This is a genomic window from Pseudomonas sp. PS01303 (assembly GCF_029959385.1).
GTDB classification, from domain to species: Bacteria; Pseudomonadota; Gammaproteobacteria; order Pseudomonadales; family Pseudomonadaceae; genus Aquipseudomonas; species Aquipseudomonas rustica.
Genome location: NZ_JASCPK010000003.1, coordinates 152,109 through 164,410 on the forward strand (window position 1 = coordinate 152,109; position 12,302 = coordinate 164,410).

Below are 12,302 nucleotides of genomic sequence, written 5' to 3' on the forward strand. Positions count from 1 at the left end.
TCCTGTTTATGAGATCCAGAGGGGCCGCTCATCATTGAAAACGCTTCCAATCCGCCGCTCGATGGTAGAACACCATATCAAGCGGCGATCCTAGAAATTACCGTGAAAGCCGGACTCGCAGTCGACGAGCACGCTCCTTAAACGCGGTCTCACCACCTTCGAGAATCTCGCATACCCGCTCACGGATCAACCTGTCCTCCAGTCCGCCCGATAAGTAGGTGATAGGAGGCAACTGCCCGTTACCATGAGGGCCGCATTCGGCGATGATGATTTGGTCGGCATCCGTGTTCACGACGAGGTTGGCATTGTGGGTCACCATAATGACTTGTCGAGTCGACTTGGCGGCCATGAACAGTGGGACGAGATCATTGTAAATTGACTTGGGGTCGAGGTTTTCTTCTGGCTGATCAATGATCAGTGGCCGGCTGTCTTTCGCATCAAGCGAAAGGTAAAGAAGCAACAGCACAATTCCTCTGGTGCCAGGAGAGAGCTTCTGGATTTCGACGCCGTCGTAATTTATGGCGTAACGTACAGAAATATGGTCGGTGCCGTAGAGCCATTGAGCCAAGCGTTTAGTCCACCGTCGATACTCCGCAATATCCGATGTGGCTACCGGCGCGTGCTCAACTAGCTGCTCCTGATAGTTTTTAATAAAATCTCTCAGCGCGAGAAGCACGCACTCGTCATCTCCATAGAGCCAAGGAGTATTCAAAGACTCGAGCACTTTCTCGCGCAAGCTTCCCCGGCCTCTGAAAGGGCCCTTTTTCGATAGGTTGAGCAACGACTCGCCCTCGGCTGCCCAAGCTTCAATGTCGACAGTTCTGGCTATTGAAAACGAAAGTTTATTGAGAGTCCCTTGGGCACTTTCCAATCGCTGTTTGATGGGTGAGTAGAGCTCCTGAAGGACTTGCTCCTCAGCTATCAGGGCAGAGAAAACCCGCTTGTATGACTCACAACGTTCACCTACCAGAACTTCGAGACGCTGGGAGGCCCCCACATGGTCGTTTAGCTTCTCCCTGCTTGCCCGCAATAGCTCAGTTTCCGTTGTGATTTTTATTGAAAGCTCTTTGAATCGCTTTGCGGTGTCTTTGTCGATGCTGACCAACTGCTGGAGTCGATCAATTTCTGCCAGCAGCAACGAGAGATTGCATTCTTCAAGCTTGGCGCCTTCAGCGATAAGCGGCTGTTGAGCGTCTTCGTTCGGAGCCGGTGGGGTTCCTATCCATGCGTCTCTGCTCTTTTGAGCCTTGAGTAGCATCTTTGATAGGATGGCTCCGACGTCGCCTTCGTAGTCCCTGAAAAAAGCACTCCACTCATCATTCCCCAGACCACTTTTGGTATGGCGTGCTTGGATGTCTCTAAGATCACTGGGCGCCACGACTTGGCGAACATTGTTGACCTCATCCTGCATCAGAAGAATCTGCTGCTCTTGGGCTTTGTAATACCTCACATAGCCGGCAACCTTTTCTGAGGCGGCGGTCAGCAACTGCAGTCTGGACAGCCTGACCTCTGAGCCCTTCGCGACAAGCTTACTTCTGTCTTCGGTTAGCCGTTTGACCAGCGAATCTTTTTCCAGCACCTGCGTAGTCAGCTGGGGCACGAGGCTGCGTTTTTCGAGTTCGGTGTTGATTCTCTCTGACAGACTGCCGAGTGATTCTTCCTCCCGCCGCCTAGCCTCTCGATATCGCTCAGAACGGATGTCTCTCAGGTCATTGAAGCTGATGGCACCCTCACGCTCGGTGGGGGAGTGCGACTCGTAAATTACCCGCTCGACCTCTGCCAGGAGGCCGTCCGTCATACCATCAGCTGAGCAAAGCTCTTCCACGAACTGCTGCGACAGATACCGAGCTCTTGGGTACACGAACTCATCGTCAGTCGTCTGGTTGAGCGGGCTGGCCTGCGTGTCACCGTTGCACCAGGTGATATTCACTTCAGCATTTTGTAGGTGGTCTTGGGCTCTCACCAAGAACGAGTGCCCTGTAATTGCGTTGCCCCTTGCGTCACAGCCTGCCGCCAAGATGTCAGCCAGAGCGGTCTTTCCTGAGCCTCTTGCGCCTACCACGGCAATCAGGCCCGGGTTCAGAGCCAGGGATGGTGTCTTGAGCCATGGTGCATTGGTTATATCGACTTGGGAGATGACCTCGGAAGCATTTCCGTAAGGCGGTGGTTCCTCTCCAATGAAAGCCCTGCCTGCCGGGTCGATACAAGCCTGACGAAGCGTATCGAAGGTAGGGCTTCCCTTGAGCCAGCTAAATCTCTTCCCATCAGGCGCCCCAGTCTTGGCAGTTTGATGGGCATCGCTGCCATGCAAGCACGGCTTCAGGCCGTTGTACCGCTCAACCAAGCTCTCCGCGGATAAAGCTTTTCTACCAAGCCAAAAATCCCTTTGGTTCGGATTGGAGGCAAAAATGACATGCGCGAACCGCTCAATTTCCTGCCGCAACACTTCATCTGCACCTTCTTTCAGTGCGGAGGTACCGTCATTCTCTTTTGCCGCGACTGCGATGATGAGGTTGGTTTGTGCCCACTGGCTGTTTTTATGCTTATCCTTCAGCTCCTGAAACGAAACCTTGAAGCGCTCAGCACCATGGCGCAGGGCCGCTTGGTCATCTTGGATGTCAGGGTTCGCTCGCCTTCCAAGCCTTCTCAAATCGCTTGGGGTGCACCTGAACTCGTCGTCGAAAGCCTTGAAAGTAAGCGAGGCAAGAAAGCGCTCAAGCTCTTCTAGGTGATTTTCTTCATCGGGACACACCAATAGGTGGGCGTTGATCCAGGATTTTGCAGTTCCTACATCGAAGCGAATTTCGACATTAGGAAAGAGAAGTTCGCAGCTTGCAAGCCTACCCGCTTGCTTGTGCTCAACTAGCTGTCTGTAGGTATCAAGCAGGTAATAATCCGTCACCGCGATCGCGCTGATGGCGGGAAGGGCGTCTTCTAGGGCTTTTAGATATCCGTCCCAATCACCTCTGAACTGATCGTTGAACAACGTGCCTGGTGCGTGTACGTGGGGATCCCATCGAAGCCAGCGAGATCCAGAGGAAAGAGGCGTTGGTTCAGTCTGCATATTTACATCCTAGTAGGCAGATGGGAGACACATTGCGGTCACGACGCCCGAGCAGGCGGAGCGCGAGCATGAGCTGTCATCGTGCCACTATTTTGGATTCGGTCAGCTGTGTCAATCTGCTCCCGATGGGGCGAGTGCCCTTACCTAGTGGCGGACAAATCGCCAACGATCCAGCTGCGGTGTAGATGGAGATGGGCTGGAATAACTTGCGAGAGACATTACCTGAGGGCAGACGGTGCCATATCTGATCAATGATGAATGGTTTGCAACGAAGGACGGAGTCAAAGATCGCTGCCGAGAGATTCTGGCTAGGACGCCTGACAGCACGTTGGTGAGTGACACTGATTCTGATTTTCTGTACGGACTTTTCCAGCACCACGATGAATGGGCGGAGAAAGCCGGAGAGGGCGTCAAGTGCATCACCACCCAGATGACATCTCACGGTACTCGCTGCTTTATGCTCCGCCGGCATTGCGATACGGAAATTGACATTGGCTTCACGCACGCGGTGAAGCTCATCCCTAGCACTCGAGCAAAAGAGCGTCAGCCCCAAAAGCTTCTCGACTTTCGCGCAGGAGCTCGCACAGCAATCACAGAACAGATCCGACTTTTCCGAGACCAAGGGTTGGTCGGTGCTACTTCGTGTCCGGTGACAGGAGAATCACTGGGGCGACATAACGTGGCCGTAGATCACCTCGCCCCCAACACTTTTGATCAGCTGCTCTTCAGTTTTTGTCAGGCAAACCAAATCAATCCGCTTGGCGTGGTCGTGGGATCGCGTGATGGTGTGGTCGCCTTTCTGGAGGACGCGAACCTGCGCATATCCTGGGAAAATTATCACCTGAAGCACGCACAGCTGAGGATCCTCTCGAAGACCGGTAACCTCAAGCTATCCAAACCTTCCATACCTTGGGCTCAGCTATACACCCCCCTGTGAGGAACTGGCGGCATGCGGGCGCGAGCCTCTTGAATTGCAAGGTGAGCTCATCGATAGGGAATCCGAGTGGGCGTAGTGGGAGAGCAGGGTGGGGCATCCTCCTGCCGAGGCTGCGCAAGTTCCAACCAGGTGCCTGCACAGAAGCGTTCAGGCTGAGTTAATTCTCGACCGCTATGCGGGGCCACCTCGGCGGATGAGTGCTGCGCTGGCGCGATGCTTGTGTTAGCCCCAGAGCCCGTAGTGGAGGGGAATATCACCCAAATACATGCTGCTGCGCCCGCAGCCATGAGAAGTCGTTCTAGCGTTTTGACGAACCCTTCGTGTTTTTTCGTCCTGGCATCTTTGTAAATCAGCCACAGCCTCCAGCCGTAATCCATCACGCTCTGCTGGTGGTGAGCGCTCGTAATGGAGAGATACCTGAAGAACGTGGAGAACAGCTCCCGGATCAGCTTGTCGGTCAGCTTCTCAGGGCCCGCGTACAGCCCCAGAATGATGTTCTCTTCGTTCATTTTCAGCACTGCTGAACGATAGGGTGCCATGAAAACCGTGACAGCTCCCGAGGGAGATTGGTTGAACCACATGGCAGCGTCTTTTTCGAGGAGCGTTTTGGCGACGCCTTGGGGGTGCTCGTCGCCTTTTTCCAGCGTATCGAGGCCTAACAGCCGGAACCCACACGTCAACTGCAATTGGGCAAGATATCGGCCTTCAGGCAGATGCCGGTAAGCGTCTGGAACGACTGGGTGCAGGAAGAAAGAGCCGAAATGACTGGCAAGCGGTGAGTTTTCAATCTCATCAAAGACTGCTTGGATCCGCTTCACCATGGCCGGCCACATCTGCCGACGCGCCACAGAGTTCACGTCATTGAGCTTCATACGCTCAGCGTACTTCTCAAAATTTTTCATACCAGGATGCTGACGGTGATGAGTGCGAGTCGGACGCGAAGCGTCAGCTTGTGAATTCATTGGTTAACGCGCTCGTTATTCAACTTCGGCGGTGTAGGGATCGTAATGGCGATGTGCGTACTCGCCTCCTTTTTTCCAGACGATCCGGCCGATCGCAGCCTCGTTTGAAATCTGTGCGACGTACTTAACCTGCTCAACTTTGCCTACTGCTGCAGCATCCTTCACTGCCCGCGCAATGTGGTTACGAACCTCCTTGATCCCATCCGCATTGTTAGCAATTTGGCCAAATCGGCCACACCATACAGTATCGACACCGCTTAGTTTGACCCATCCCCGTTCCTTGAGTCTGGCGTCGAAGTCATTCCGCTCGGCTGTCGAGGCATTCTTTAAGTCGAGGGACATCATTGCTCTGATCACTGTGCAGACCTTGCGTAAACAGTTGGATTTACCAAGGAATGCCTCTTGCGATCCCAATGGCGTAAGGCCATCTTCCATCGTCAAGGGTCTCTAAGTCCAGCGTTACAAGCTCATCAGCAACGGTGGTGTGGTATCTGATCCAATCGGCAAGCGGAGCGCGCAGGCATAGCCGTAGAGGCGAGGATGGAAACCCGCAGGGCCGAGACGCCGTCAGGCGGCTTGGTGCATGACAGCCGTACCTTGGGCGCCCCAGTCCCCACGAATACGACTTCCCATTACGGTGAGCTATCATCGGGAGCAAACAGGAGGCTCTATGACTCGAGACACCAAGGACACCGTCTACTGTAATGTCCAGATGCCTATGGCCATGGGGCGAGAGCTTTCTCGGTTGGTGGCTGAGCTACGCGCATCAGGCAGTCATCCTGGACTCGACTCAGTCTTCGAAGAGATACAGTGCGAGCTGGATTCGTCGATCGAGTTCGTAGAAGAGCAGCTCCGTGGTGAAGGCGGATTCGGCCGGCGGCCACACTGATTCTTCTAAGTTGAAACTTTCCTACACCGGAGTCAGATGCAACTGGCAAGCGAAGCGCGCACGCCCCTCAGGCCGAGGCGCGAGGATGGAAGCCCCCGGGCTGAGACGCGGCGAGCGGCTCGGTTCACGACAGCCGTCCCGAAGGGCGCGCACAGACAACTCCACGAACATTCATGTCATCGCGGCAAAGTTGTCATAATTAATTTTCATGTCCGCTAAAGTTTTTTGAACGACAAACCGTTTATGTTTGTATTTAGCTGCAATGGTGAAGGTATATGGTTAAGACAGTTGATTTGTCGATGAGTACGCTCTTTAAAGCTGAGCGTTTGATGATATGTCGTGCCTTCATCGAGGAAAGGCCGTTTACTGCCTCGGTTGAACTAACGAACAATGTTGTGACGTGCACTCTCGATGGCTCTGATTACTGCTTCACAGCGCAGCAATGTGGGGAGCTGGCGGACAGCCTCGCAACCTTGGTGCAAGCCAGCTATGAGCAGGTGGGTAACAAACCTAAAGTGGGGCGAGCGCTGAAGGTGAATTATTGCAAGATTTTTTACCAAATGATTTTATCAACTACCCCAGCCGCCCCGTGCGACCAACTGCACGGCTATGGCTACAACTCGGACAATATGCACCTTGGTGCGTCTGGATCTTTCCGATATCCCGGTACGCGTGATTCCTACAAGCTATTCGTAGGGTTCAATGATGAGCTTTGCCTTCCATTTTTGGGTATCGAGGACTGGGTGTACACCTTCAGCTTTGACGAAGCATCCTGGCTAATCGAGCATTTATGCGTTGGAGGCTATTTGCTCGCACGGATAGAACGACTAGAAGCAGAATCTAAGAAGAACGTAAGGAGTTATCAATGAGTGCATCAAATGCAGATCACGCTGTCGTAGTGGAATTCAAGCGAGACTTCCTGTGCTGGCGAGGTCGGGAGTTCCATGAGCGATATGAATGCCGTGTCGCAAGCACTGACAGGAGAGGCGCGAGAATTGAGTTTGAATTCGAAGGGATCAATGTCGGCGCGGAAGTAGCGGCAGATATTGCCTTTTGCCTTTCCGAAGCTCTGGCAATCTCAGAGCAAACGGATGTGGAGCACACGACGGCTGCAGTAAGTAACGAAGGCTTACTTACTAGGAAGTATCTGTTGTCGTGTGGCGCTTGGCAGTTCAGCGCAACGGGTGTTTTACATATTGAGAATGCAAGCCCTGAGCTTCTTGGCGATGCGATCGACGCAGGTGCCTTCGTTGCTGTTCGAACCATAGAGGAAGGGGGCTTCGAGCTAGAGTTCGGAGCGATGGGCTACTCGTTTTCTGCCCAGGATGCATCCTGGTTGCAAGAGAAGCTCCTTGAAGTTAGCCAGCAGCTTCCAAAGCTGCACTCTCGAGTAGTCTTACTCGACGCAGGATATGGTGCTTGGAAACCCTAAGTATTTACGACGTACTAGACTGATGAGGGCATTCAGCCGTTTAAGCATAGCGAGCGTTCAGTAGTGAAGCAGGTGCCCGGTGTCGAAAACGTAACCTTTCGATTACTGCCGTATCTCGTTCGTTAGGTTAGCGCGTGTCTCGTGAAACGGGGCAGATTCAGCCACAAGTCAGTAGGACATTCAGCATCACTATTTCTCAACCAAATCTTTGTACAGTTCTCGTGCGGCGAGGATTTGATCTCTGATTTCTTCAGGATCAATCCTCATTCCGCCACGAGGAGTTACCTGCAATGTTTTCAGGGCGTTGGCTGCCTTTATGAACGCTCGCTCTTCCGCCTGAATCCACTCAGGGCGTTTGTCCTTCCAAAATGACCATGCCATTTCGCCTAGCCTCACTCCACGATGGATGGAAGCTAGTATGTGGTAGCCGCAGGGAATGTCCAAGCTAGGTGGTGACTTTGATCATTATGCAAGCGGAGCGCGCAGATCAGGAGGGTCGAAGGGCATGAGGATGGAAGCCCGAAGGGCCACGACCTGTCGTAGACAGGGCTTGGTTAACGACAGCCGTCCCTGCTAGGGCATGCCACGACAACTGCAGCGTCGAAGACTACCGCAAGGCGCGCTGTTCAAATGACCGAGGCACAACGCCCAGCGCGCAAAGGTCGTATGTCTCGCGCAATGCCACCTCGTCACCAGACGACACCCTGACATGGGTAAAGATCGTCGACAGAAACCGTCTCCTTTCGCCGTTGCCAAGCTCAGACCAGATCCTCGCTTGCCCTTGTGCATCAGGAACAGCCAGCCGGTCGAAGAGATACTCCTCCAGGCTGTTCAGACGTTGCTGGCCATCAATCAATATTTCACTGTTTTCGGCCAATGCCTTGCCACCGCTTTCTGATTCGTACCAGTCATTCGTGAGGTAGCTTCCCAGATCCCCACCCGACCATACTGCAGAGATGAAGCGAGACTTCTGACCGAGGTTCCACTCCAACCCACGCGCCCACGATGGAACAGGCATGCCCATAACGAATCGCGCCGCCCACGGAAACTGCTCACGCACGGAGGAGGGGTCTACCAGATACTTTTCCCAATGGCCGACTAAGACCTCGAGGGGGCAATGACTGACGGTTGTAGCCAGAAGACGCTGCGGCATATGGATGTGCAGGTCTGATGCTCCGCCGTCGGCGTAGCGTTTAAAAATGGAAGTCATGGTTTTCCTGGTAGGCTCAGGTTGGTCGAAATATTCGGGTAAGTACGGGCGCATCGCCAGGCGTCGACCGTAGCAATGATCAGCAGATCCCGATCTGTGGAGATATTGATCTGGCCGCTGTCGGCCAAGGCTTGTGCATAGCCCTCGGCGTAGGCTGCCGCTTTGTCGAATTCGGATGTGCAGGTTGACGATTTGATGTGGCTGATCAGCCGCTCCCATGTGCGCCGCTGGCGGTTGCCGAGAATCGTGCAGGGGAACGAAAAGGCGCCGCTCAGGCGCTGTGCGAAGTCATGTGTAGAGAGGGTCAAAGCCATCGCTCAAAAAAGGTACTTATCCATCACAAACGGTTGGTTTCGGAAAACCTTGAGCCTGAAGCGATTTTTTTTTGAAGAAAAAACATGTTTGCCCAAATGCGGCAGCTTGGACTGATGTGTTATTGGACTGTCACGTCAGGCAAGCGGAGCGCGCAGACACGAAGATGGAAGCCCGGAGGGGCAAGAGAGCCATTGAAAATGGCTGGCTTGATTCACGACAGCTGGCCCGAAGGGCGTGCCAAAGCGGGTTTGTATGAATAAGCCGTCTGACTGAATTTTGCATGCAGTCAGCATTACTCAAACACCTTGCTCCAGTCCCGTTTATTGAGCTCGCTGCATGCATCTGGTGCGCCACCGAATACACGTCCAGATACCTTCGCCATGGTCGCCTCTGTCGTGTATTGAATCGGTGCCCCATCCTCGCCAATCAGCACCCCCTTGGCACCACTCAACAGAGCATGACCAGCTACGACATCAGGAGCGCTAACAGGGTAACGCGAGATACCGAAAACACCGTCTCCAGCAGCAACTTTAGCGAGTCGATATGCTATAGACGGCATCGCGTCAAACTCACCGGCGCGCATAACTGGTTATTGATTTCGGGCTTTCCCGTAGCTGCTGCGCTAACCATCACGGGCAGTCTCGGAAAGTTTATGATCTGAGAGGTCAACAACGATGCGATTGTTTTTTCTGACCAGCTGATCCATCCCCTTGGCCCAGGTAATGCAGTCAGAGATTCCGGACGGAGTAACAGGTACGTGCACTAAGCACCACGCTCTTGCATTCACGTTTGCGGGAAAGCATAAATCCATTCGGCATACGATGATCTAGACGTCAAGGTCATCCATCTGCCAAATTGGTATAGATATCTCACCGTTTACATACTGCTGAAAACGGTGCTTTTTGGCAAAGCTTGAGCTGGATGGAGCGATTTTTCTCTCGAGGCTCCGCAAGAGCTGATAGCTTTCTCGGAGGTGAAATGCATGGGTGACGTGTTGACTGCGGACAACCTTATGATTATTGATCACGTGACGCGCCGCACATTGTTCACGCGGAGTAGCTATTTGCCATGTGCAACTGACGTTCCCGCGCTAGCAACGCTAGCTAACAGTTGGTGAAGCTGGAACCATCAAAACCGAAGACGGCCTAGAGCGCGAGATTAAATTAAGGCAGCCAGCGAATTGAATTCAACCTCACGCCCAAGGTTGGGACAGCCGAAATTCACGTATCGAGCCCTTTGCCTTTGAATGCGCTCATAAACGCTGTAGCGGAGAAATCAGAGGCGTTGAAGATCTCCATCTTACGTCCTTGATGCATCGATAGGATGACTCGTGCCATACCTATGTAGTGATCAAATGTTGTCTTCAAAAAAGTGTGTCCCATTTGCCTTTGCAGAACTTGAGCGACAGCATAGTTAAACAGTATTTCATTGGATTTCAATAAATCGTCTCCGAATGATCTAATAATATATTGGGTCGGCCACCAGTTTCGGCTGTCGTAGAATCGAATGTTCTTTCTTAGGTTGCTATTGTTAGCCATCGCTTTTTTCTTGGCCGCAACTGTACGACCTGAAATAGTATCGGGTGTGACAGGACGACCATCCTTGTTGAGAAATAAAACCGAAAGCGGAGGTTTGGTGCCGTAGCGCTTACGATATTTTTTGGCACGCTCTGCATAGTAGGGTTTGATATAGTTTTCTTCCAATGCCTGCAGGGCGTCTCTGTGAATGAGAATGTCTCTGGATTTGTTGCCTTTGCTATTGCTTACTGCGTAGTTAACGGTCGATTCCTCAAATGTCATTGAGGAATACGGCATGATATGACTGTTGTCACCATTGCCGAAGTAGGGGAAGCGACATAAGTCCATGGGGCGCATTGCGGTATCTAATGCAAAATGAAATAGCGCCGCGTAAACCGGATCTGAGTAGTTCTCCATCAGTTGTTTGATTTCATATGGAGTGATCAGTTGGTCACTTATCGACGCTTGGCGGTTTTCTTTGTCCAAGACGCGAATGCTGGTTGAATCGAATACTCTGATCGCTTTGTAGGAGACATATTCCTGGTATCTCGCACTCTTGAACGGAGGGATCCAGTTCTTCAATAGAACGTTGACGCCAGTGTAAAAGTTGTTTTCAGTCAGCCAGCGAAAATAATTCATCAATAGCTTAGCTTCATCAAAAATAGTCTTGGAGGACGGTCGTATAGACTCTTTAGACTTACGCTTGATCTCACGGAAAGTCTGCCACCGCTTCACATTTTTATTTTGCACGTGGAAATGGTACTCACTAGGGGGGAAGCCTTGGAATTCCTCAAGAGTAGAAAGATACCTATAAAACATCGAGATAATGCTAGCGTACCTGGATGAAGTTTTTTTAGATTGCCTAGTTTGAGATTGTAAGAATAGATTTGCATGGCTCAATAAAGTGCTGTGCTTTGTGGTCTCGTGAATTAGAATAAAGTGTGATGCTTCTCTGTTGGAATCTGGATTAACATAGGAAACATATTTTTTTGTGATGATGATCATGCTATTTTCCATTATCCACGCTGAAGTAAATGACACGATCCACACCCTTGGAGAGGTGCACGTAATCAGCTTTTTCAGCATGTTCAAGCTCTTCTAAAGGAGTGCTCGATGCTCGAAACTTTCGCTGCGCAACGGCATCGGCAATCGTCCTGCATTCAGGAACATATATAGATGTTCGAAAACTTTTTGGTATCTTTCGAAGGTGGTTCTTGAGGTCTGCAGTATCGAATATTGGAAGTCTCAAGACTATTTCGTCTGATGAGTTTGGAGGAAGTCTTTCTAAAAAGTAAGGAAGGTCACACAAAAATTTATCAATGAATATAATTAGGTGAGTGCTTCTGCCGGCAAGGTCGTTGAGCTTAACAAACTGACTCTGAATTTTTTCGTGCTTGGATTCCGAATAGGATCTGTAGTCTTTGTTTTTTTTGTAGGTGGCGTACGCTGATTTTAGATCAAGGTCGAGTATGATCCTGGATCCATTTAATAATTTTAAATCGTATTCGGTTCTTTTAATTGTAGAATTAGTTAGCTGTGCTTTGAGCTCATTTATCTGTGCTGTATAGCTGCTGATAAGACTGCTTTGTTTTTCAAGGGTGATGTTAATATTGCTGTTGTCAAAGCTAATAAGATCACTCTGCATTAGCGAGGTTATGTGGTGTTCGCGGACGGCAATTAGTTCGGCTTCATGTTTTTTTTGAATATTTTGCAGGCTTAACTCTAGGTCGGTGGCGCGTTTCTGAGCGTTTAGAAGAAGTTGCGTCACAGCACTAGGTTCGTGGCCAAGCAACAGGTCATTGATATTTCTATTGCCTTTTATATATTCTACTAAGTCGCTGTAGTATCTTTGTAACGATTGACGGCTTATTCCTGCTTCATCTGCGATTTTTCCAACGTGCAATTTTTTTCCTGCAGCCGAATAGTAATGATCTACTATGATTTTAATCAGGCGGTTGCGGGTTTCTGAGCTCATA

At 51.3% G+C, this 12,302-nt stretch carries 12 protein-coding genes; 4 read left to right on the plus strand and 8 right to left on the minus strand.

Features of this window, described 5'->3' with window-relative positions:
• Window positions 1-97 precede the first annotated feature (97 nt).
• The gene (locus tag QMX93_RS02755) at window positions 98-3,064 is read right to left on the minus strand and encodes a TrlF family AAA-like ATPase (protein ID WP_098949289.1); all 2,967 of its coding nucleotides are present in this window, start codon (window positions 3,062-3,064) and stop codon (window positions 98-100) included.
• A gap of 235 nt (window positions 3,065-3,299) precedes the next feature.
• On the opposite strand from QMX93_RS02755, the gene QMX93_RS02760 reads away from it, so the two are divergent.
• Entirely contained in the window at window positions 3,300-4,001 is a 702-nt protein-coding gene (locus tag QMX93_RS02760; RefSeq protein WP_098949288.1) for a DUF3223 domain-containing protein, read from the plus strand.
• Between the two features lie 47 nt (window positions 4,002-4,048).
• Here the strand turns inward: QMX93_RS02760 and QMX93_RS02765 are convergent, their stop codons facing one another.
• Together QMX93_RS02765 and QMX93_RS02770 are read right to left on the minus strand one after the other, a co-directional pair.
• The gene (locus tag QMX93_RS02765; protein WP_098949287.1) at window positions 4,049-4,903 is read right to left on the minus strand and encodes a hypothetical protein; all 855 of its coding nucleotides are present in this window, start codon (window positions 4,901-4,903) and stop codon (window positions 4,049-4,051) included.
• Window positions 4,904-4,978: 75 nt separating this feature from the next.
• The gene (locus QMX93_RS02770) at window positions 4,979-5,404 is read right to left on the minus strand and encodes a hypothetical protein (protein WP_138183473.1); all 426 of its coding nucleotides are present in this window, start codon (window positions 5,402-5,404) and stop codon (window positions 4,979-4,981) included.
• Window positions 5,405-5,633: 229 nt separating this feature from the next.
• Between QMX93_RS02770 and QMX93_RS02775 the strand changes: the two genes are divergently transcribed.
• From QMX93_RS02775 to QMX93_RS02785, 3 genes are all read left to right on the plus strand, one after another.
• A complete protein-coding gene (locus QMX93_RS02775) occupies window positions 5,634-5,852 on the plus strand; it encodes a hypothetical protein (protein ID WP_098949285.1) in 219 nt (72 codons plus the stop codon).
• A gap of 275 nt (window positions 5,853-6,127) precedes the next feature.
• Window positions 6,128-6,721 carry a hypothetical protein gene (locus QMX93_RS02780; RefSeq protein WP_098949284.1) on the plus strand — a complete coding sequence of 198 codons (594 nt, stop codon included), beginning with the start codon at window positions 6,128-6,130 and terminating at the stop codon, window positions 6,719-6,721.
• On the plus strand, window positions 6,718-7,284 hold the full coding sequence (locus QMX93_RS02785) for a hypothetical protein (RefSeq protein ID WP_098949283.1): 567 nt from the start codon (window positions 6,718-6,720) through the stop codon (window positions 7,282-7,284). The genes QMX93_RS02780 and QMX93_RS02785 overlap by 4 nt, the downstream gene beginning before the upstream one ends.
• A 189-nt stretch (window positions 7,285-7,473) precedes the next feature.
• Here QMX93_RS02785 and QMX93_RS02790 read toward each other — a convergent pair whose 3' ends face one another.
• The 5 genes from QMX93_RS02790 to QMX93_RS02810 form a co-directional block, all read right to left on the minus strand.
• A complete protein-coding gene (locus QMX93_RS02790) occupies window positions 7,474-7,665 on the minus strand; it encodes a hypothetical protein (protein ID WP_098949282.1) in 192 nt (63 codons plus the stop codon).
• 226 nt (window positions 7,666-7,891) lie between these two features.
• Entirely contained in the window at window positions 7,892-8,494 is a 603-nt protein-coding gene (locus tag QMX93_RS02795) for a DUF262 domain-containing protein (RefSeq protein WP_098949281.1), read from the minus strand.
• On the minus strand, window positions 8,491-8,808 hold the full coding sequence (locus QMX93_RS02800) for a hypothetical protein (RefSeq protein ID WP_256588632.1): 318 nt from the start codon (window positions 8,806-8,808) through the stop codon (window positions 8,491-8,493). The genes QMX93_RS02795 and QMX93_RS02800 overlap by 4 nt, the downstream gene beginning before the upstream one ends.
• Before the next feature lie 1,221 nt (window positions 8,809-10,029).
• A complete protein-coding gene (locus QMX93_RS02805) occupies window positions 10,030-11,331 on the minus strand; it encodes a tyrosine-type recombinase/integrase (protein ID WP_178081005.1) in 1,302 nt (433 codons plus the stop codon).
• Between the two features lies 1 nt (window position 11,332).
• The gene (locus tag QMX93_RS02810; protein ID WP_138183472.1) at window positions 11,333-12,301 is read right to left on the minus strand and encodes a hypothetical protein; all 969 of its coding nucleotides are present in this window, start codon (window positions 12,299-12,301) and stop codon (window positions 11,333-11,335) included.
• Between the last annotated feature and the right edge of the window lies 1 nt (window position 12,302).